Annotated in this window: 20 protein-coding genes; 5 read left to right on the top strand and 15 right to left on the bottom strand. The window is 61.0% G+C overall.

Going from position 1 to position 19,109, the window contains the following annotated elements; translation table 11 throughout:
- The first annotated feature begins 4 nt into the window (after positions 1–4).
- Positions 5–1,105 carry an AI-2E family transporter gene (locus O2N64_RS05765; RefSeq protein ID WP_271079327.1) on the top strand — a complete coding sequence of 367 codons (1,101 nt, stop codon included), beginning with the start codon at positions 5–7 and terminating at the stop codon, positions 1,103–1,105.
- Positions 1,106–1,149: 44 nt separating this feature from the next.
- Positions 1,150–1,872 (top strand): M50 family metallopeptidase, encoded by a 723-nt coding sequence (locus O2N64_RS05760; RefSeq protein WP_271079326.1) that lies wholly within the window; start codon positions 1,150–1,152, stop codon positions 1,870–1,872.
- Here O2N64_RS05760 and O2N64_RS05755 read toward each other — a convergent pair.
- The 8 genes from O2N64_RS05755 to O2N64_RS05720 all read right to left on the bottom strand — a co-directional run bounded on the left by O2N64_RS05755 (position 1,856) and on the right by O2N64_RS05720 (position 8,396).
- The gene (locus O2N64_RS05755) at positions 1,856–2,986 is read right to left on the bottom strand and encodes an endonuclease/exonuclease/phosphatase family protein (protein ID WP_271079325.1); all 1,131 of its coding nucleotides are present in this window, start codon (positions 2,984–2,986) and stop codon (positions 1,856–1,858) included. The genes O2N64_RS05760 and O2N64_RS05755 overlap by 17 nt on opposite strands.
- A 45-nt stretch (positions 2,987–3,031) precedes the next feature.
- Positions 3,032–3,829 carry a DUF1295 domain-containing protein gene (locus tag O2N64_RS05750; RefSeq protein WP_271079324.1) on the bottom strand — a complete coding sequence of 266 codons (798 nt, stop codon included), beginning with the start codon at positions 3,827–3,829 and terminating at the stop codon, positions 3,032–3,034.
- Complete coding sequence (locus O2N64_RS05745; protein ID WP_271079323.1) at positions 3,822–4,448, bottom strand: 1-acyl-sn-glycerol-3-phosphate acyltransferase; 627 nt, start codon at positions 4,446–4,448, stop codon at positions 3,822–3,824. The genes O2N64_RS05750 and O2N64_RS05745 overlap by 8 nt, the downstream gene beginning before the upstream one ends.
- A 69-nt stretch (positions 4,449–4,517) precedes the next feature.
- On the bottom strand, positions 4,518–5,042 hold the full coding sequence (locus tag O2N64_RS05740) for a hypothetical protein (protein ID WP_271079322.1): 525 nt from the start codon (positions 5,040–5,042) through the stop codon (positions 4,518–4,520).
- A gap of 89 nt (positions 5,043–5,131) precedes the next feature.
- Entirely contained in the window at positions 5,132–5,869 is a 738-nt protein-coding gene (locus tag O2N64_RS05735; RefSeq protein ID WP_271079321.1) for a GIN domain-containing protein, read from the bottom strand.
- 126 nt (positions 5,870–5,995) lie between these two features.
- Complete coding sequence (locus O2N64_RS05730) at positions 5,996–6,298, bottom strand: DUF3088 family protein (RefSeq protein ID WP_271079320.1); 303 nt, start codon at positions 6,296–6,298, stop codon at positions 5,996–5,998.
- A complete protein-coding gene (locus tag O2N64_RS05725) occupies positions 6,295–6,792 on the bottom strand; it encodes an SMI1/KNR4 family protein (protein WP_271079319.1) in 498 nt (165 codons plus the stop codon). The genes O2N64_RS05730 and O2N64_RS05725 overlap by 4 nt, the downstream gene beginning before the upstream one ends.
- 2 nt (positions 6,793–6,794) lie before the next feature.
- Entirely contained in the window at positions 6,795–8,396 is a 1,602-nt protein-coding gene (locus O2N64_RS05720; protein ID WP_271079318.1) for a carboxyl transferase domain-containing protein, read from the bottom strand.
- A 131-nt stretch (positions 8,397–8,527) separates the two neighbouring features.
- On the opposite strand from O2N64_RS05720, the gene O2N64_RS05715 reads away from it, so the two are divergent.
- The gene (locus O2N64_RS05715; RefSeq protein ID WP_271079317.1) at positions 8,528–9,172 is read left to right on the top strand and encodes a 2OG-Fe(II) oxygenase; all 645 of its coding nucleotides are present in this window, start codon (positions 8,528–8,530) and stop codon (positions 9,170–9,172) included.
- On the opposite strand, the gene O2N64_RS05710 is transcribed toward O2N64_RS05715, so the two are convergent.
- The 3 genes from O2N64_RS05710 to O2N64_RS05700 are packed head-to-tail and all read right to left on the bottom strand — an operon-like array spanning position 9,141 to position 11,493.
- Positions 9,141–9,455 (bottom strand): DUF1330 domain-containing protein, encoded by a 315-nt coding sequence (locus O2N64_RS05710; RefSeq protein ID WP_271079316.1) that lies wholly within the window; start codon positions 9,453–9,455, stop codon positions 9,141–9,143. The genes O2N64_RS05715 and O2N64_RS05710 overlap by 32 nt on opposite strands.
- Complete coding sequence (locus O2N64_RS05705; protein WP_271079315.1) at positions 9,455–10,303, bottom strand: hypothetical protein; 849 nt, start codon at positions 10,301–10,303, stop codon at positions 9,455–9,457. The genes O2N64_RS05710 and O2N64_RS05705 overlap by 1 nt, the downstream gene beginning before the upstream one ends.
- A gap of 29 nt (positions 10,304–10,332) precedes the next feature.
- Positions 10,333–11,493 carry an isovaleryl-CoA dehydrogenase gene (locus tag O2N64_RS05700; RefSeq protein WP_271079314.1) on the bottom strand — a complete coding sequence of 387 codons (1,161 nt, stop codon included), beginning with the start codon at positions 11,491–11,493 and terminating at the stop codon, positions 10,333–10,335.
- Positions 11,494–11,634: 141 nt separating this feature from the next.
- Here O2N64_RS05700 and O2N64_RS05695 point away from each other — a divergent pair, with 141 nt between their 5' ends.
- Positions 11,635–13,146 (top strand): PAS domain-containing protein, encoded by a 1,512-nt coding sequence (locus O2N64_RS05695; protein WP_271079313.1) that lies wholly within the window; start codon positions 11,635–11,637, stop codon positions 13,144–13,146.
- Position 13,147: 1 nt separating this feature from the next.
- On the opposite strand, the gene O2N64_RS05690 is transcribed toward O2N64_RS05695, so the two are convergent.
- Both O2N64_RS05690 and lgt read right to left on the bottom strand, forming a co-directional pair.
- Positions 13,148–14,266 carry a class I SAM-dependent methyltransferase gene (locus O2N64_RS05690; RefSeq protein WP_271079312.1) on the bottom strand — a complete coding sequence of 373 codons (1,119 nt, stop codon included), beginning with the start codon at positions 14,264–14,266 and terminating at the stop codon, positions 13,148–13,150.
- A complete protein-coding gene (gene lgt, locus O2N64_RS05685) occupies positions 14,263–15,189 on the bottom strand; it encodes a prolipoprotein diacylglyceryl transferase (RefSeq protein ID WP_271079311.1) in 927 nt (308 codons plus the stop codon). Before lgt ends, O2N64_RS05690 begins: the two co-directional genes overlap by 4 nt.
- A gap of 148 nt (positions 15,190–15,337) precedes the next feature.
- Here lgt and O2N64_RS05680 point away from each other — a divergent pair, with 148 nt between their 5' ends.
- Entirely contained in the window at positions 15,338–18,106 is a 2,769-nt protein-coding gene (locus O2N64_RS05680) for a [protein-PII] uridylyltransferase (RefSeq protein ID WP_271079310.1), read from the top strand.
- A gap of 7 nt (positions 18,107–18,113) precedes the next feature.
- Here the strand turns inward: O2N64_RS05680 and O2N64_RS05675 are convergent, their stop codons facing one another.
- Both O2N64_RS05675 and O2N64_RS05670 read right to left on the bottom strand, forming a co-directional pair.
- Positions 18,114–18,452, bottom strand: a complete 339-nt coding sequence (locus tag O2N64_RS05675; RefSeq protein ID WP_271079309.1) for a PilZ domain-containing protein — start codon at positions 18,450–18,452, stop codon at positions 18,114–18,116.
- A 109-nt stretch (positions 18,453–18,561) separates the two neighbouring features.
- Entirely contained in the window at positions 18,562–19,041 is a 480-nt protein-coding gene (locus tag O2N64_RS05670) for a hypothetical protein (RefSeq protein ID WP_271079308.1), read from the bottom strand.
- Positions 19,042–19,109 lie beyond the last annotated feature (68 nt).

Raw genomic sequence — 19,109 nt, 5'->3', positions numbered from 1 at the left:
CTTCGTGAATTCGGCAGGCAGTCGCGCAAATCTGGAAACCGGCGGCTATCTGCTGTTCCTGCTGCTGGTAACCGCCGGCTTTGTTTTCGTTTCATGGCCGTTCGCGTCGCCGCTGCTGTTTGCAACGCTGGCGGCGATCATGTTCCAGCCGCTGTACCAATGGTTCCTCAGGAAGCTTGGCGGCGGCGGCAATCGTGCGGCTATTGCGACCCTGCTGGTCATCACTTTCGCGGTGATCCTGCCTGCGCTGTTTATCGGCAGCGTGGTCGTGGAGCAGGCGACTGCGGTGGTGCTGGCTTTCCAGCGCGGCGAAATCGACCTCATCGGCTGGTTCAATGCCGTGCACGGAGCCCTGCCCGACGTGGTGCGCGAAAATCTCGATATGGAGGGGCTGGGCACTGCCGAACTCGCCCAGCAACGCGCACAGGAATTGGCGCTTGAATCATCCGGCCTGATCGCGCGCGAGGCGCTTGCCATCACCGGCAGCGCGGTGGGCTTCGTGCTTTCCTTCGGTGTGGGCCTCTATGTCGTTTATTTCCTGCTGCGCGATGGCAAGGATATCGGCGAGCGCGTGCTTGCCCACCTGCCCCTCGCCAACAATGTAGCCCAGCGCCTGGCAGAGCGTTTCCTCTCCATCGTACGCGCGACAATCAAGGGTTCGGTCGTGGTGGGGCTGGTGCAGGGCCTGCTCGGCTCGATCACCTATTGGATCGCGGGAATGCCCTCGGTCGTGCTGCTTGGCCTGCTGACTGCGCTATTCTCGCTTGTGCCCGCCATCGGCCCCGCCATAGTCTGGGTGCCTGTGGCCGCATATTTGCTGGCGATGGGCGATATCTGGCAAGGCGTGGTCGTGCTGATTTCGGGTGTCGCGATCATCGGCATGGTCGACAATGTATTGCGCCCAATCCTGGTCGGCCGCGATACCGGCATCCCCGACTGGATGATCCTGATCACCACGCTGGGCGGCATCGCGGCGATGGGCATTGCCGGGATCGTGGTCGGCCCGATGGCTGCCGGATTGTTCCTCGCCGGATGGGGCATATTGCTCGAAATGCGCACCGAAGAGGGAACCGCCGCCGGTCGGCCTGTGGAGACCACTTCGTAGAACAGGCCTTGCACCTTGGCAGGTGAGATACCGATATAGCGCCCATGAATTACGGCGTCCGCAAAGGCAGTCAGGAAGAACAGGTCGGCAGGCTGGTGCTTGCCGGAGTGCTGGTTGTCGCCCTGCCGGCACTGCCGTTTGGCAATTACCTGCTTTTCCCCTTCACCATTCTCACCACCTGGTTTCACGAGATGGGCCATGGCCTGACCGCCATGCTTCTGGGCCTCGATTTCGAAAGGCTGGTGCTCCTGCCAAACGGCTCCGGCTATGCCGAAAGCACATCGAGCGGTCCGCTCTCCGCCCCATCGCGGGCTCTGATTGCAGCGGGAGGCCCGATCGGTCCGAGCGTATTTGGCGCAGGCCTGATCATAGCCAGCAGTCGGCGCGAGTGGTGGAAACCGGCCCTGCTGGGCCTTGCAGCGATCATCGCCCTATCCGTCCTCATTTGGGTGCGCAGCCTGACCGGGCTGGTCGTCCTGCCGCTTCTCGCCGCAGGGCTGGGCTGGATTGCGCTGAAGGGCAAAGCGTGGCTGCAGCGCTTTTCGCTGCAATTCCTCGGCGTGCTCGCCGCGCTCAGCATGTTCCGCGATTGGGATTATCTGTTCTCCGAAGGCGGGGTGATCGCTGGACGCGCCATGCCGTCTGACACGGCGATCATGGAGCAGGCGCTATTCCTGCCGCACTGGTTATGGGCAGGTCTGATTATCGCGATGTCAGGCGCGCTGATAGGTTTCAGCCTGAAATACGCGCTCAATCGACAGGGCTGAAAGCCTCATCTTCATCGCCATCGGGAAGCGTGAGGTTTTCCGCATCTGGTCCTTCGCCGCCCTTTGAAGCTGCCTCCAGTTCTTCACGCGCATCATCAATCGCCTCTTCGGTCAATTCGGGCGCTGCCTGCTGCCCGGAAAAGCGCGCGCGCTGCTGGCACAAATCCACTTCGAGCGGGAAATGGTCCGATCCCACATCGGGGCCGACAGCAAAGCGTATCACGCCGAAATCATCGGTGTGAAATACGTGATCGAGCGGCCAGCGCATCAGCGGATTGCGGGCGTTGAAAGTGGCGTGGAAGCCGCGGCCGATGCGCGGATCGACGACCTGGCCGATGCGCTGGAACGTCTCGGTCACGCGTGACCAGCCGACATCGTTGAAATCGCCGATCACAACGGTCGGACGACCGGATTCGCGAACGAGATCGGCGAGCAGCACCAGTTCGGCATCGCGCTGGCCGCTATCCTGCCCGGGGCTCGGCGGGCGCGGGTGGACCGCGAACAGGGTCGGCAGGCTGCCATCTTCGCGGCGCAGGCGCGTGCGGATCGAAGGCGTGCCTCCCCCCGCCAGCTGATTGCGCTCGGCACCCACCAGCTCGAAGCGGGACCACAGCGCCATGCCATAGGTGTTATCGAGCGGGATTTTCATCGAATGCGGATAGCGCTCGTCAAGCGCGGCGGAGAGCGCGTCAGTCCACGCCTGGTCATTCTCCATCGCCAGGAAAATGTCCGGATCGGCGCTGAGCACGTAATCGATCGTGCGCTGGTAATCGGTATTGCTCTGCAGGACATTGAGCGAAACAATCGACAGCGCGTTGACCGGATCGCAGCGCTCGGCATCGACCGCCTGCTTGGACGCGAGCGCGCTGTAGGGAAATATCTGGTAAAGCTGGAAGGCGAGCGCGAGCACGCCGATTGCGCTCCAGATCACCAGCCGCTTCGCGCGCAGCACGAATAGCGTGGCGAGCGCCAACACCAGCAGAACAGCGATCTGCAAGCGCGGGAAATCGAAACTGCGGATCCACCATTTGTCCGCCGCGACCAGTGCAACGATCGTCGCAATCACGCCGAGTATGATCAGCAGACGGGCGAAGCGGGCGATCCAGATAGTCACGGCTCAGCCTGTCTCACGCGAGCGCATCGGTGTCACGAGCATTCGTCAGCTTTCCGATTTTGGCGGCATGGGGATGAAGGAGGATGTTCGCTCAACGTAGGTGACAAACTCCTCGCCATATTTCTTGCGCATGCCCTTTTCGGTGAGCGCTGCGCCCGACCATTTGACGAGCGTGAAAGTGAGGAAGATCGGCCCGGCGACCGTCCAGAGCGCGATGCCGGTATCCACCCCGGCAGCGACGATCCAGATGCCCCACCACACGCAGGCATCGCCGAAGTAATTGGGATGGCGGGTGTAGCGCCACAGGCCCTGATTCATCACCTTGCCTTCATTCGCCGGGTCAGCCTTGAACCGTGCGAGCTGCCAATCGCCCACCCATTCGAAGAACAGGCCAACAGCATAAAGCGCAAGGCCGATGATGGTGAGCGCATTCACGTCCTGAGGGTTTTCGGCGCCGAGGATGCCAAGCTGCGCAGGGCTGCTGACCAGCATGATCAGCACGGCCTGCAGCAGCCATACCTTCCACAGCGCCGTCAGCGCATATTTCATCCGGTCGTCCGGATCGGGGAGTATCTTGCGGTAGCGGCTGTCCTCCCCGCCACCGAGGAAGCGTCGCAACAGGTGAATGCCAAGCCGCACTCCCCACAGCACGGTCATGCCACAGAGCAGATAGGCGGCCGTCCCCGGCTCGTCGGCGCGCCAAAGCGAGAGTGCTGCCAGCGCGGCCATGGAGAAACCCCAGACCGAATCGACAAAGCTGACTTTGCCAATTGTCGCAGCTATCAGCCACAGAACGGCCATCGCGGCGAGCAGCGCCAGGGCATTGGGAATAAGCTCAGTCACGTTTCTTTCCCGGTGCTTCGAGCTCTCCGCGCGCCTGGGCGGCGAGGACATCGAAGCGCTCGCAATCAGGCCTGCGGGATTTCAGATAGGCAGCGATTTTGGCAAGGTCCGCATGGAAATCGCCAGAGGGCATGACCGGATCGCCGAACCCTGCGGCCTTGGTCTCATGATTCACCCATGCAGGAACGATCGGAATGCCCGCGCCCAGCGCGATGTGGTAAAATCCGCTGCGCCAGCGCCCGTCGGAGGTACGGCTGCCTTCGGGTGCAATAACCAGCGCGATCTCGTCTGCCGCCTTGATCTTGTCGACCACTGTATTGACGTAGCCGCGCGGCGCGCTGCGATCGACGGGCATGCCGCCCATATCGAGCATGAAGTTGGTCATCGGCCATTTGAACAGCGTGTGCTTGCCGATGAAGCTGGGCATGATGCCGACTTCCTGCACGGCGCCGGCGAAATAGATGAAATCCCAATTGGTCGTGTGCGGCGATCCGGCGAGGATGAATTTCTTCAGCTTCGGCGGATGGTTTTCCAGCTTGAAGCCCTGACTGTCATACAGGGCCTTGAGCAGGCGCCAGACGATGCGGGACAGCAGGCTGGCCTTTCGCGTTTCTTTCATAATCTCTCCCCCCGACTGCCTAGCAGCCGGGGCGAGGATTACTACTGTTAGCGACAATGGTGAGGCGCATCAGTCCTGCGGGGCAACCGGGCTGCCGGGTTCGGGGAAGCGTGAGAACACGGCATCGCCTTCCTGCGCGCGCGCATACCGTTCACCTTCGGCCGTCATGCTGTTGGTCATTTCCAGATCGCCCTGCAGGCGCACAAGTTCATTGTTGGAAATGGCGAAATTTGCCGGCTCGCCATACCAGTCGGATACTTGCAGGCGATATCCATCCTCGGCGACCGAATAGGTGCCGCTGCGCATTTCGCCATCGCTTCCTACGTATTCATAGGTCATGTCGGTGCTATTGACGCGGAAGGCGGTCTGATTGCCGTCTTCCCCGGTGTAGCTGTAGACGCCCGAATAATCGCCGGCATCGGCGACTGCGGTTGCGGTGTCGGCGTTTTCGCCTTCCATCGGAGCGGTATCGTTCGCTGCCGTCTCGCCCATGGTGGCATCGTCATCCGCCATGCTCTCTTCGGTATCGCTGTCTCCGCAGGCTGCCAGCAAGGCAAGCGGGGCTGCGGCGGCAAGAATTGTCAGTTTGTTCATTGTGATATCTCCTTCATTGACCTTGCCAACGAAGAAGCGGGCGCTTGTTTCCGGAAGCCGATCAGGAATTGCGCAGCGGTGAGATTACCTTACCGACCGAACTGGCCTGTCACGGTGCGTGCGGAGCGGTATTCAATTTCGCCGGTGCCGTTCACCACTCCCTGGATGGTGTCGACATCATCGACATCGACATCGCCCGAACCGTTGATGGTGGCCTGCAGATTGCGCAGCGAAGCAAGGCGGATATCGCCGGATCCCGCAATGCGCGCGCTGGCATCTTCGATTCGCGCGCGGCGCAGGTCGATATCGCCCGAACCGGCAATCGACGCAGTGACATCGCGCACATCGCCATCGAGCCGGATATCGCCGGAGCCACCGATGTTGAGCGTGAGCCGGTCAGCCGACCAGTCTTCGAGGCTCACGTCTCCGCTGCCAGCGATGCCAACGCTCTCGATTTCAGGCACGGTCAGGTAGACAGTCAGCCCCCTGCGGCTGCGAAAGCTGCCCGACGTATCGACGACCAGCGTCCCGTCATTTTCCATCCGCAGCTCTACCAGATCGACGAGATTGTCTTCCGCCTCGATCACTGCGTCTGCCGTTGCGCCCTGGCGGATCACCACATCGACGGCGCTGACAGTCCGGAGATTGCGGAAAGCTCCGATGTCCCGCGTTTCCTGAATGACATTACCGGAACCGACGATCTGCTCCGATCCGCCTTGATAGGTGGCGCTCTGCCAGCCGCCTTCATCCTGCGCCTGGACGTTGGAACAGCCGATTGCGACGCATGCGAGGCCCAGTGCGGTGGCGGTGTTAACAACTGATTTCATGACACTCTCCGAAAGACTACATCTGTAGTCGTTTATCGGAGAGCGGGGCCAAGGCTGCAAGGGTGCGTCATGTCGCTGGTCGAAACGGATCGCGCATTGGGCGAACACAAACGCGCCAGATGCGCTTCAGGAATTGCGCAGCGGAAAACCGTGCCTTTTGTGAAGCGCGGCGAGCAGATCATCCTGCGTATTCACGAAGCCGCCTTCCGCGAACAGCAAAGCGGGGCAATTCTGGTTGTCTTCGCCAAGAGCCTCGACGACCGCCTTGCGCGGTTTCGCCCAGGGGACGCGGACAATATCCAGTTTTTCCGCCAGCTCCGGGAAGAGCGCGAGCAGCCCGTCGATCTCGACACAATCGCGGCAAAAGAACTCGCCGCCATCGTCCGATGTGTAGCTGCGTTCGAGGATGAAGAGAGTGTCTTTGGTCATTCGGCTGGGAACAATTTCTGAAAGAGGTCTGCAAAATCTTCGGCGATGGTCCAGTGGGTTTCCGGATCGGTGAAACGCTCGCCAAAGGTCTCATGATCGACGGAACCGATCGAACCGTCGATAGCATCAAAGGTCATGGGATTGCCGCCCCAGTCATCGGCGAAGACGTACTTGCTGGCAGGCACTCCAGAAACAGCGTGTCCGGTGGCATCGAAATAGTCCTGCAGCGGCCTGATCGAGAGGTGTTCCGCCCTGTCGATGCCGTAGAATTGCACAAGATGTGCTGCGCCGAAGCCGCCGACGAAGCCACTGTCTGGCCACTGAATCGTATACCCGATGTTCAATTGGCCGCCGTTGAAATTCTGGAGCATGACGCGCAAAGGCCGGGGCAGGGATATGCCGCCCTGCTTCTCGAGGTCACTTATCGCAGCCATGCCAAGCGACTGTGGCGCGCTTTCGTGAAAATTGTTCAGAATTTCATTAAGCGTAACCATCGTCACATCCGGAACACGCCGAATTGCGGGCGCTCCGGTATCGGCGCTTCCAGACACGCGGCCAGGCTCAGCCCCAGCACGTCGCGGGTCTGCACCGGGTCGATCACGCCGTCGTCCCACAGCCGTGCGGTCGCGTAGTAAGGGTTGCCTTCATCCTCATATTTCTGGCGGATCGGGGCCTTGAACTCCTCGGCCTGTTCCTCGGTCCAGCTGTCGGCATCGCGGTGGACGGTGGCGAGCACCGATGCGGCCTGTTCGCCGCCCATCACGGAGATGCGCGCATTGGGCCAGGTGAACAGGAAGCGAGGCGAGTATGCCCGCCCGCACATGCCGTAATTGCCCGCGCCGAAGCTGCCGCCGATCACCACGGTGATCTTGGGCACCTGCGCGGTAGCGACAGCGGTCACCAGCTTCGCGCCGTGCTTGGCAATGCCTTCCGCCTCGTATTTCCCGCCGACCATGAAGCCGGAGATGTTCTGCAGGAACAGCAGCGGTATGCCGCGCTGGCAGGCGAGCTCGATGAAATGCGCGCCCTTCTGCGCGCTCTCCGAAAACAGCACGCCATTGTTGGCAAGGATCGCCACCGGCATGCCCCAGATATGCGCGAAGCCGCAGACCAGCGTGGAGCCGTAATCGCGCTTGAATTCGTGGAACTCGCTGCCGTCGACGATGCGCGCGATCACCTCGTGCACATCATAAGGCGCGCGCACATCCTCGGGCACGATAGCGTAGAGATCGTCCGCATCGAATTTGGGCGCACGCGGCTCGCGTATGTCCAGCTTCGCACCTTCATTGTGGCCGAGGTGGCTGACGATATCGCGCACCACGGTGAGCGCGTGTTCGTCATTCTCGGCCAGGTGATCGACCACGCCCGATTTCTTCGCATGCAGCGCCCCGCCGCCAAGGTCCTCGGCGGAAATCTCCTCGCCCGTCGCGGCTTTCACCAGCGGCGGTCCTGCTAGGAAGATCGTGCCCTGCTCCTTCACGATGACGCTCTCGTCGCTCATCGCAGGGACATAGGCGCCGCCCGCGGTGCAGCTGCCCATGACGCAGGCGATCTGCGGAATGCCCATCGAGGACATCTGCGCCTGGTTGTAGAAGATGCGCCCGAAATGCTCCTTGTCCGGGAAGACCTCGGCCTGGAACGGCAGGTTCGCCCCGCCAGAGTCCACCAGATAAACGCAAGGGAGGCGGTTCTGCTGCGCAATCTCCTGCGCGCGCAGGTGCTTCTTCACCGTCATCGGGTAGTAGGAGCCGCCCTTCACCGTCGGATCGTTCGCGGCGATCATCACCTGCCTGCCGGACACGCGTCCGATCCCGGCAATCATGCTCGCGCCGTTGACGTCCCCGCCATACATGCCGTTCGCCGCCAGCTGGCCGATCTCGAGGAAGGGAGAGCCCGGATCGAGCAAGCGCTCCACCCGCTCACGCGGCAGAAGCTTGCCGCGCGCAACATGCTTCTCGCGATGCCGCTCGGGCCCGCCCAGCGCAGCCTCGGCAACCTTCTCGCGCAGCTCGTCAGCGAGGCCTTTATTATGCTCGAACCGCGCCTTCACATCGGGTGCTTCGCGGTCGAGTGTCGAAGTGAGAACAGGTGCAGTCATTCGTCTTGGCACTTCCCTGGATGGCACAGCGCGTCGGAACGCGCGCTTTGCGAGCGCCCATAGCAAGGTCATTGGCAAATGCGCAAAATTTCATTGTCGCGCCGAGGCGACTTCCCGTATCTCACCCCACCATGGCATCCGAACAGTCCGCCTTTTCGCGCATCCCCGCGCATCTGTGCATTCCCGATTTCCTGCCTGGGAAGCTGCATCAGGCGATGCTGGACTTCATGCAGTCCGAAGAAGCCGGGATGGAGCCGAGCCTCGTGCGGGGCGGTGTGCCCGAAGATGCCGATCGCGATCGAAGGGTGAATGCGGCGGCCCGGCGCTCGATGAGCAGTTCGCGGTCATGTCCGCACGCCGATGCGCTGTGGGACATCGTGGCGGAGCACATGTCGCACGTGCTCGATACGCTCGGCGTCGTCATACCGGAAAATTACGCCACCGAAGGGCACTGCGTCGCGCATGGTGACGGCGATTTCTTCCGAGCCCATCGCGATATTCGTCGCGGCGATGCGCGCAACAACCACCGGCTGATCAGCCTCGTGTGGTATGCCCACAACCAGCCCAAAGCCTTCAGCGGCGGCAATTTGCGGCTGTATGCGCTCGACCAGAAGGCCAGCGTGGATATCGAGCCGCAGGACAATATGGCGGTGTTTTTCCCGTCTTATGCGATGCACGAGGTGCGCGAAGTGTGCGTTCCCTCAGGCGCGTTTGCCGACAGGCGCTTCGCCTATGTGGGGTGGGTCACCCGCCCGTCGGGGCAAGAGGCGGAGTAAGGCCCTCGACCATAATCACCTGCCCTTCGCTGGCACTGATCCGGTCCTTGGCAATGGCGCGGTATTCGGGTGAGGTCATCCATGCGGTCGCTGCGGCCTTGTCGGGGAATTCGATCAGCACTGAACGGGTGAATTCCCACGCGCCTTCGAGGACGTCGGGGTTCTCATCGACGCTCAGCAGCTTGCCTTGGAATTTGGCGAATACCGGCATGAAGGCCGCGTCATATCTGTCGTAGCTTTCGCGATCATGGATGCGGAAGCGGGCGATGATGTAGGCTGGCATTAGCTGGGCTCCATATCGTCTGCCGGACTGCGCAGGTCATCGGGCACTTCGGTCCCTTCAAGCCAGCGCCCCTTCATCCATTGCCTGACAGCCGTCTTGGTATTCTCGGCATAATCTTCGGTGTCGAGGCCGATCAGCGGCAATTGGAATTTTTCGGCCTGCTCTGCCAGCGTCGCGTCCGTGATCGGCTTGCCATCGCGCACGATGTGGCGCGCCAGTTCAAGCTCCTGCCCCCAGAAATATACACCCTTCGCGCCGACATTTTCCTGCATGCGCCGCGTTTCCCCGGCGCGGCCATCGCTCACCACTTCCAGCCAGATGTCGGGCATCAGCAGGTCGACCGGGGCGTCGGGTTTCCAGGTGAAAGCATCGCCTTCAACAACAGAGATCTTGTCGCCCAATCCATCTGGCAGGCGATCGAACAGGCCGATCCGGCGATTGAGCTCGATGATTTCGGGATCGCGCTCCACCACCGTTACCCGCTCCACCAGCGGGTGGAAGGCGGTCATCGCGGCAGACCAGCCCATTCCCAGCCCGCAGATGACAGTGTGACCGCTGGCATTGTCGATACCGATCCACTGGCTTTCGACTTCCATCGGGACGAGCGACATCCAGACATCGGTTCCGCGGGTCAGGACAGGCAGGTTCCAGACCCGCTGGAGGCCGCTGAAATATCCGAGTGCCACCACGAACGGGCAGCGGGTGAGCGCCCAGGACTCGGTCTCCATCGGCTCGTAATAGATCGACAGCGGATCCCCCTGGAAATCAGGCAGGCTCTCGATATCGATCCCGGTCAGGTCGGGAATCCCGCTGCGCGGATCTGGTGTACCGCCAATCTGATCGACCACGCTCTTCCCCCTGACCGCTCTCGCGAAACCTACGCCCCGATCAGCTCCCGACCGATCAGCATGCGCCGGATTTCGTTCGTGCCCGCGCCGATATCGAGCAGTTTCGCATCACGCAGATAGCGCTCGACCGGCCAGTCGGTCGTATAACCCGCGCCGCCCAAGGCCTGGATAGCCTCGCCTGCGACGCGGAATGCGTTTTCGCTCGAAAGCAGGATTGTGCCCGCTGCATCGAAGCGTGTCGTCTTGCCATTGTCGCACGCCTTGGCAACGGCATAGGTATAGGCGCGCGCCGATTGCAGCGCGACATACATGTCCGCGACCTTCGCCTGGATCAGCTGGAAATCGCCGATGCGCTTGCCGAACTGGTTGCGCTCGCGGACATAGGGGATGACCGTATCGAGGCAGGCCTGCATGATGCCGAGCTGCACGCCCGACAGCACCACACGCTCATAGTCGAGGCCGCTCATCAGCACCTGCACGCCCTTGCCCACTTCGCCGAGCACGTTCTCTTCGGGCACATGGCAATCTTCGAAGACCAGCTCGCTGGTGGGCGAACCTTTCATGCCGAGCTTTTCGATTTTCTGCCCGACCGAGAATCCCGCCATGTCTTTTTCGATCAGGAAAGCGGTGATGCCTTTGGACCCGCCTGCCGGATCGGTTTTGGCATAGACCACCAGCGTTTCGGCATAATGGCCATTGGTGATCCAGAACTTGGTGCCGTTGAGCAGATATCCGCCCTGCACACTATCTGCCTTCAGCTTCATGCTGACCACGTCCGACCCGGCGGCAGGTTCGCTCATGGCGAGACTGCCCACATGCTCGCCGGAAATGAGACCGGGCAGGTATTTTGCTTTCTGCTCGGCATTGCCCCAGCGCGCGATCTGGTTGACGCAGAGGTTGGAATGGGCGCCGTAGGATAGGCCGACAGAAGCACTTGCACGGCTGATTTCTTCGATCGCAATCGTGTGTTCGAGATAGCCGAGGCCGGTGCCGCCATCTTCCTCGCTCACGGTCATGCCGTGCAGGCCAAGCTCGCCCATTTCCGGCCACAGCTCTTCAGGGAAGCGATCAGCTGCGTCGATCTCTGCAGCCATCGGCGCAATGCGCTCGTCGGCGAAGCGGGCGACGCTTTCGCGAATCATCTGGGCTTCGTCTGTCAGGCCGAAATCGAAGTCGGGTGTGGCGCGCATTTCAGTGTTCCTTTGTCTTTGCGCCAGCCCATAGCAAGCAGCGTAACAAAGGGAAACTGGTTACAGAGGAAACTTCATCCGCGCGGCAATTGCTTTTTCGCAAACGCACGCTAATCCGGCTTGCAGGAAAAACATTTGATATTGAACGATACGCCCGATGACCGGCTGATGCCCAAACCTGATCCGGATCTTACGGATGATCAGGCGCGCCTGCCGATTCTCGAAAGTTTTCAATCTGATGCGCTGGAAGAAGACCCGGAATTGGCGGCGATAGTCCGGTTCGCTGCGCGCCTTTGTAATGTGCCGATTGCGCAGGTCAGCCTGGTCGAGGAAACCCGTCAACATTTTCTCGCAGGCGAGGGGCTGGACGTCACCTCTACCCCGCGACGCCATTCCTTCTGCAAGCATGCGATGCAGACATCCGAGCTGATGGAAGTTCGTGATGCCACGCAGGATGAGCGCTTCGCCGACAATGCTCTCGTAACTGGCAAACCGCATATTCGCTTCTATGGCGGGCAACCGCTTGTTTCCGAAGAGGGCGCTCCGCTCGGCGCGCTTTGCGTCATCGACGAAGAACCGCGCCCTGAGGGCCTAACTGAAATTCAGCGCGAAGGCATGGCAGTTCTCGCGCAGGCGGTGATGCGTCGCCTCAATGCACGCCGGGAAAGCCTGTCAGCCACCCTCGCCATCGCCGAACGCGAAGAAAGGCTGCGGCGGATGATCGAAGGCGTGCCGCAGATTGCCTGGTCTGCCGACAGCGACGGCAATTTCGACTATTTCAATTCGCGCTGGGAAGAGCGCATCGGCACCGAGCCTCCGACTACCGCCGAGGAATGGCGCACCTACATCCATACAGAGGATCAGGAAGAGGCATTCGGCGGCTGGTACGAAGCCTTTGCAAAAGGTGAGCAATACAGCACCGAATTCCGCATGAAGCAGAGCGATGGCAGTTGGCGCTGGATGCTGGCACTCGCCGTTCCGGTGACCGACGCTGACGATCACACGATGCGATGGTTCGGCACAATTACCGATATCGATGAAGTGCAGAATGCGCTGCATGAGCGCGACATGCTCGCGCGCGAGCTTTCGCACCGGATCAAGAATATCTTTGCCGTGGTGATCGGCCTCGCCTCGCTGAAAGTAAAACGCACGCCCGAGCATGAGCCTTTCGCGCGCGAGCTGATGGAAGTCATGCGCGCGCTGAGCCGTGCGCATGAGTTTGTACGGCCGGAGAGCGGCGTGGTGCAGCAGAGCCTGACCGGCCTGCTGTCTGCCCTTTTCGCACCCTACGCTTTTGGCGAAGATGAGCCGCGCGTCATTATCACCGGCAGCGATGCGGAAATCAGCCAGAAGGCGGCAACACCTCTGGCGCTGGTGTTCCATGAACTCGCCACCAATTCAGCCAAATATGGCGCGCTGAGCAGCGATGATGGACATGTAACGCTCGAAGTCGTCGACGAAGGCGACAACATCGCGCTGACGTGGACGGAGATCGGCGGTCCGAAGGTTTCGGACAACGGCAAAGAAGGTTTCGGCACGCGCCTCCTGGAGATGAGCGTCAGCGGACAGCTTGGCGGGTCCATCGATCGCCAGTTCCATGAAAGCGGGCTAATTGCCGAACTGACGATTTCAAAGGCCGCGATCAGCCAGTAGTTCAGCCTGTAGTAGGCCGGTCCGCATGATAATTGGGGAAGCCCGCACCTTCTGGCCAATGCGGCGCGACCAGTCCCATCACCTTGAAAAGATCGCCCATCTGGTCTGCATCGATCAGCCGGTCACGCGCACGCATCAGCGCCTCGCGGTGCTGCGGTGAATGTTCTGCCAGGGCATCGGCACGCTCACGAATGCCGAGCGCACGCAGCCACTCGCCCTGTGTCACCGTGCCCAGCACGCGCGCCTCGCGCGATCTGGCCACCTGCTCCATCTGCGCAAAATCGACATGGGCGGAGATATCGACATCGCCCGGAGCATCGAACACGCCGACGCTCTGGTGACCGCTCACTGCCTGCACAGTGGATCCGCTGCGGCCATGGCGATAGCCATAGTCGATGAACAGCGCGGCACCTTTCTGATCGACCAGCCGCCCGGCAACTTCCAGCATGATCGAGGCACAGGCGGGGCTGGTTTCGATCACCGTTCCAGGCGGATCATTTCGGCGCGCTTCGGGTACGGCGCTGTCCATCGGCTGGCGGCCGGGCACTTCGACGAATTGCTCATCCTCGCCCAGCCCGATCATGACTTCGCGCCAGCCGTCATCGGTCTTCACCAATTGTCGCACCGGCAGCGCATCGAGAAATTCATTCGCGACCAGCAGGATCGGGCCTTCGGTCGGAATGCGCGACAGATCGTGATGGTGGATGGCGCCGGGCACCGATGCCAATTGCGCGTCGCGCATACGCCGCGACGTTTCAACGAGGTGGATTTTCGGCTCCAGCCCGTATCGCTTCATCGCCCGCTGCGCATCGCGCGCCAGCGTGCCTTTGCCGGGGCCAAGCTCTACGTAGTGGACTGGTTCCGTCCGGCCTGCGCGGATCCAGAGGTCCGCCAGCCACAGGCCGATCAATTCACCGAACATCTGGCTGACTTCCGGCGCGGTGATGAAATCGCCCCCGCCAAAGCTGCTCGGCCCGCCGATGGCTTTCTTGTCGGCGTAATAGCGCGCGTTCGATTCCGCCATGTAATGGGCAAGGCTGATTGGCCCGGTGGATTTGATCAGCCGCCGGAACGTATCGCCAAGACTGCGCTTGGCATCCTCGTCTCGCAGGTCGTTCACGGCTGCTCCGTCGTGATTTCCGGTGGCGCGCCTTTCGGCTGCGCGGGTTTGGTGCGCGCAGTGCCCACAGGCGCGCGCGTAAGCGACCAGATGATCAGGCCGAGCCCCAGCAGGATCAACGGAACAGTGAGCCACTGGCCCATGGAAAGACCGGTCCGCTCGGCAAATTCAGTGAGCTGCACATCGGGCTGGCGGAAAAACTCGTTCACGAAGCGCGCGAGCGAAATGAGCACGGTAAAGACACCCACCAGCAGGCCGGTGCGAAAACGCGCATTGGTCAGCCAGAACAGGGCGAGCATCACGGTGAGGACGACAAATCCCTCTCCGAAGGCCTGGTAAAGCTGACTGGGATGGCGAGGCAGGCCCAATGGATCGGTCGGGAAAATCATCGCGATCGGCGCATCGGGTCCTGCAACGCGGCCCCACAGCTCGCCATTGACGAAATTGGCGAGGCGGCCAAGCATCATGCCCATGCCGACATTGACCGCGATGTAATCGCACACGCGCAGGAAGGGCAGTCCGCCGCGCCAGCTGACCCAGGCAATCGCCGCCACAACGCCGATCAGCCCGCCGTGGAAACTCATTCCGCCATCCCACAGTCTGAGTACGCGCCAGCTGACGAAGGTGTCGGGCTCGAATGTGTACCACAGGCTCTGATCGTAGAATGTCGCATAGCCGAGCCGGCCACCGACAATCACGCCGAGCATGCAGTAGAAAAACAGATCATCGACATGCACCTGCGCCATGGGCGCGCCGGGCTGCTTGATCATTTTCGAAGTATGCCAGTAGGCGAATATCAGTCCGATCAGGTAAGCGAGCGAATAATATTTCAGCTCGAAAAAACCGAGATCGATGCCGGGACGCAGGCCCAGCTCGCTCCAATGGATGACATCGCCTGTGGCGCTCGCCAGCATGTCCAGCATGTGTAATTCGCCCTTTGGCTGCATTGCGCCGTGATCGGCCCTGTGGGCTGCGCTTTGGCATAGAGCACGCGCGGGTTAAAGCCCCGCTAAACGTGCAAACACCAAACATCGCTTTGCAATGGCGGCTCGCAATGCGTATTTTGCATGAGTGAGCCTTCCCAAGATCCCCAAGCAACGCAAGATTATCGACCGGCGCGCGCTGGCAGCCGATGTCGCATCTATTGTCGAGGACAAAGGCGCGCAGGCAGGACGGCAGCAAGTGGTCCAGCGCCTGCGCGATGCGCTGGACGCGGGCCGTGCGGAGCTGGCGAAACGCCTGTCCAAGCGTCCCGGCACCGGCCATGTCCATGCGCATGGCCAGGCCTTCCTGATCGACCAGTTGATCCGGGTGATCCACGATCACGTCATCACCGATGTCTATCCGGTAGGCAATCGCTCCAGCGGCGAACGCATCGCCCTGCTGGCGGTAGGCGGATACGGACGCGGCGAAATGGCACCGTTTTCGGATGTCGACCTCGCATTTATCACGCCGGACAAGCCGACCAGCTGGTGTGAGCAGGTGATCGAGGCGATCCTCTATTACCTCTGGGATCTCAACCTGCAGGTTGGCCATTCCAGCCGCTCGCTCGCCGAATCCGCGCGTATGGCGAAAAGCGATCTCACCATCCGTACGGCTCTTCTGGAGGCACGCTTCCTGTGGGGCGATCAGGATGTCTACGATGCTGCACGAGAGCAATTCTGGGGCGATGTCGTGCCCGGATCGCAGAGCACTTTTGTCCAGGAGAAGCTGGAAGAGCGGAACGCCCGGCACAAGCGCATGGGGGATTCGCGCTACGTCGTCGAACCCAATGTGAAAGACGGCAAGGGCGGCCTGCGCGACCTCCAGACGCTCTACTGGATCGGCAAATATGTCCACCGCGTGCAGAGCGCGGCAGAGCTCGTCGACAAGGGCCTGTTCACGCAGAAGGAATATCGCAGCTTCCGCCGGGCGGAGAGTTTCCTGCTCGCCGTGCGCGCGCATCTGCACACCATTGCCAAGCGCGGCGAGGATCGGCTGACCTTCGACCTGCAGCGCGAAGTCGCTGGCCGCATGAATTATGCCGACAGGCCGGGCAAAAGCGCGGTCGAGCGTTTCATGCAGATGTATTTCCTGCAGGCGAAACATGTCGGTCACCTGACCGGCGTGTTCCTCTCCCAGCTTGAGGAACAGACTGCCGAGAAAAGCCGCTTTTCCGAATTGCTCGCGGCGATGCGGAAAGGTCGCGCCAAGAAAGTGGACGGTTATCTCGTCCACGATGGCACGATCGCAGCGCCCAAGGATGACTGGTTTCAGGCCGATCCGGTGCGCCTTATCGAAGTCTTTGCCATCGCCGAGCGCGAAGGGCTGGAAGTCCACCCGCAAACAATCCGCATCGCCCGCCGCGATGCCGCGCTGATCACTGCCGAAACGCGCAAGGATGAACGCGCCAACGCCCTGTTCATGGACGTTCTGGCCGGGCGCAAGGACCCCGAAACCGTGCTGCGCTGGATGAATGAAGCGGGCGTGTTCGGCCGTTTCGTGCCCGATTTCGGCAAGGTCAATGCGCAAATGCAATTCGACATGTACCACCATTACACAGTGGATGAGCACACGATCCGCGCCATCGGCCTGCTGAGCGAAATCGAGCGCGGCAAGCTGCTGGAAGATCATCCGCTGGCGAGCGACCTGCTGCCCAAGCTGATCAACCGGCGGGTGCTTTATGTCGCCACGCTTCTGCACGATATCGCCAAGGGACGCGGCGGCGATCATTCGGTGCTTGGCGCAGAAGTCGCGAACAAACTCTGCCCGCGGCTCGGCATGGATGCGAAGGAGACAGAACTCGTCAGCTGGCTGGTGCGCTACCATCTCTGGATGAGCGCCTTTGCCTTCAAGCGCGACCTGTCGGACCCCAAGACGATCACCGATTTCGTCACCGAAGTTCACTCGCTGGAGCGGCTTCGGCTGCTCACCATCCTGACCATCGTCGATATTCGCGCCGTGGGGCCGGGCGTGTGGAACAGCTGGAAACGCCAGCTTCTCGCCGATTTGTTCGAGGCCGCGCAGGAGCGCCTGCGGCTTGGACACAAAACCCATGGCCGGGCAGAGCGCGTGGCAGCCAAGAAGGAGCGCGTTGCTGAAATGCTCGGCGAACAGGCGCATCTGGTCAAGGATCTCTCGGATGCCTTCAGCGACAGTTACTGGATTGCCGAGCCCGAAGATGTGATCGCGATCAACCTGCCGCATTATCAGGCCGCGCTCGATATGGAGCATTCGCTCTCGATCCATGCGGAATATTACGCCTCGCTCGGCGCTACGCTGGTGACAGTGATCGGAGACGACCATCCGGGGCTTTTCTATCGCATCGCCGGCGCGATTACCCTTGCAGGCGGCAATATCATCGATGCGCGCATTCACACGAACCGCGTAGGCAAGGCGGTCGACAATTTGCTGGTGCAGGACCCGATGGGTAAACCCTTCAGCGAAGCTCAGCAGCTTAAACGATTGAAGAAGGCGATCGAGGATGCGCTGGCCAATCGCATCGATATGGTGCCCAGCCTTGCCAAGCGACCGCTGAAGCAAATGCGCGCGGAGAATTTCCGCATCGCTCCGCAAGTCGGGTTCGATAATGATGCGTCCAATCGCTTCACCGTGATCGAGGTGAATGCCACCGATCGGCCAGCTTTGCTCAACCGCCTGACCCGCGCCATGTTCGAACAAAGCCTGCTGATCAATTCGGCGCACATCACCCATTATGGCGAGCGCGCAGTCGACACATTCTACGTCACCGATCTGCTGGGACTGAAGCTGGAATCACCGGAAAGGCTGGCCAAGGTAGAGCAGGCTCTGCTCGATGCGATTGCCGCCGGCGAACCGGAGGCGGCGAGCAAAGCGGCGTAATCAAGTCTCAGCTGCGAATGAATTCCAGGATGTGATTGAAGACATATTCGCTGAGCGGCGCAGTGAATTTGCATCCCGCCTTGTCAACGTCTGTCCAGCACACTTCTGCCTGCATCATCTGCAAATTCGCCATGCGGACAAAAATCGGCGTGCCTCGCGGCGGCATATCCAGAATTTGCACCTGGAAACCGCCCGGAGTCAGATCCCTGATCTGCGTCTTGCGCCATGCGCGAGAGCCGACTTTGATCTCGCATTCCAGATTGACGGATGCGCGTCCTTTGCCACGGCGCTCTTCCGCTTCCCCCGCCGCAAATTCCTCGGCTGCAGTGTCAGCTAAATCGATCATGGCATTAACCCTTTTCCGGACAGGAAATGTCTGAAATTGGGTTATATTGCGTCGCGGTTAACTTTAAGTTTCCACGATGATCGGCGTTTGCGCTTAGCCAATTCGCGGCTTACCGCACCCGCGCTACGCGAAGATATCCCGAGCGGCCTTCGAAGCGGATTTCATAGGCACCGCTCCAATGACGAGAGACCGTGCCGGTCCACCCTTCCCGCACGCGGTTGCGCAGGGTCGAGCCGTCGATTTCGCGCCAGAGCTGGCCATTGTCCATCAACAGCACCTGATCGCGGCGTGAGCCTTGAAGGATTTCCTGAACGGTGACCGTCAGCGTTGCCTCGGCCGCTTCCTCGCGTTCGAGAACAGCATCCTCCTCGCGGAATCCAAACACCTCCTCGCGCCGCTCTTCTTCGGCCTCTTCGCGTTCGGCGATCACGACCACTTGCTCTGCGTAAGTGCGATCAAAGCAAGCCAGCCGCTCGGCATCGTCGCTGATCGCTGCGCAACCGGCGTAGGGATTGTCCTGAGCGGTTGCCGGGAGAGCGAATAAGGCCATGAAAGCCGTGGCAGTAAGTGCGGGAAGGCGTCTGATCATCGAATAAGTCCGTCTAAAATGCGCTTCGGGCCTTTTGCGCCGCGCGCCAGATCGCGTCAACAACAGCG

This window comes from Aurantiacibacter sp. MUD61 (assembly GCF_027912455.1).
In the GTDB taxonomy this organism is placed as follows: Bacteria; Pseudomonadota; Alphaproteobacteria; order Sphingomonadales; family Sphingomonadaceae; genus Alteraurantiacibacter.
The sequence above is the reverse complement of the archived record's forward strand: the minus strand, read 5'-3'. Positions and strand labels throughout refer to the sequence as shown.

Excerpts from the sequence above, each read along its gene's own strand:
- lgt (WP_271079311.1), bottom strand. The coding sequence starts at position 15,189 with ATGCTGGACATGCTGGCGAGCGCCACAGGCGATGTCATCCATTGGAGC.
- O2N64_RS05735 (WP_271079321.1), bottom strand. The coding sequence starts at position 5,869 with ATGAAATCAGTTGTTAACACCGCCACCGCACTGGGCCTCGCATGCGTC.
- O2N64_RS05675 (WP_271079309.1), bottom strand. The coding sequence starts at position 18,452 with ATGATCGATTTAGCTGACACTGCAGCCGAGGAATTTGCGGCGGGGGAA.
- O2N64_RS05760 (WP_271079326.1), top strand. The coding sequence starts at position 1,150 with ATGAATTACGGCGTCCGCAAAGGCAGTCAGGAAGAACAGGTCGGCAGG.
- O2N64_RS05740 (WP_271079322.1), bottom strand. The coding sequence starts at position 5,042 with ATGAACAAACTGACAATTCTTGCCGCCGCAGCCCCGCTTGCCTTGCTG.
- O2N64_RS05710 (WP_271079316.1), bottom strand. The coding sequence starts at position 9,455 with ATGCCAGCCTACATCATCGCCCGCTTCCGCATCCATGATCGCGAAAGC.
- O2N64_RS05730 (WP_271079320.1), bottom strand. The coding sequence starts at position 6,298 with ATGACCAAAGACACTCTCTTCATCCTCGAACGCAGCTACACATCGGAC.
- O2N64_RS05725 (WP_271079319.1), bottom strand. The coding sequence starts at position 6,792 with ATGGTTACGCTTAATGAAATTCTGAACAATTTTCACGAAAGCGCGCCA.
- O2N64_RS05700 (WP_271079314.1), bottom strand. The coding sequence starts at position 11,493 with ATGCGCGCCACACCCGACTTCGATTTCGGCCTGACAGACGAAGCCCAG.
- O2N64_RS05720 (WP_271079318.1), bottom strand. The coding sequence starts at position 8,396 with ATGACTGCACCTGTTCTCACTTCGACACTCGACCGCGAAGCACCCGAT.
- O2N64_RS05670 (WP_271079308.1), bottom strand. The coding sequence starts at position 19,041 with ATGATCAGACGCCTTCCCGCACTTACTGCCACGGCTTTCATGGCCTTA.
- O2N64_RS05745 (WP_271079323.1), bottom strand. The coding sequence starts at position 4,448 with ATGAAAGAAACGCGAAAGGCCAGCCTGCTGTCCCGCATCGTCTGGCGC.
- O2N64_RS05715 (WP_271079317.1), top strand. The coding sequence starts at position 8,528 with ATGGCATCCGAACAGTCCGCCTTTTCGCGCATCCCCGCGCATCTGTGC.